This is a genomic window from Streptomyces actinomycinicus (assembly GCF_016741775.1).
In the GTDB taxonomy this organism is placed as follows: domain Bacteria; phylum Actinomycetota; class Actinomycetes; order Streptomycetales; family Streptomycetaceae; genus Streptomyces; species Streptomyces actinomycinicus.
In genome coordinates this window covers 1-296 of the sequence record NZ_JAERRK010000097.1, presented here as the reverse complement: position 1 = coordinate 296, position 296 = coordinate 1, and the positions used below count along the sequence as shown (strand labels likewise).

The 296-nt window shown below is 69.3% G+C and carries 1 protein-coding gene; it reads right to left on the bottom strand.

From position 1 onward, the window contains the following. The coding region (locus JK359_RS38665) for a condensation domain-containing protein (RefSeq protein WP_307788474.1) at positions 1 to 274 on the bottom strand (274 nt) is incomplete at its 3' end. Positions 275 to 296 lie beyond the last annotated feature (22 nt).

The window sequence follows — 296 nt, the reverse complement described above, 5'->3', positions numbered from 1 at the left end:
ACACGAAGAGCAGCACGAACTCATCACCCGGCAGATCGAACAACACCGCCCGCAGCGGCGCCTCCACCGACAGATCGAACCCACGACCCGCCTCGGCCACCAAGGCAGCCTTCAGCGCGCTCTCGTCCCCGATCTCGACGACCGGCACCTCGACTCCCGCCTCACCGACCACCTGGCACGGTTCTCCGTCGCCGGTCTCCGCGAAGACGGTCCGCAGGCTCTCATGACGTGCCACGACATCCGCCAGCGCCGCCCGGACCACGTCCGCGTCCACCGCACCCGCCAGACGCAGTGCA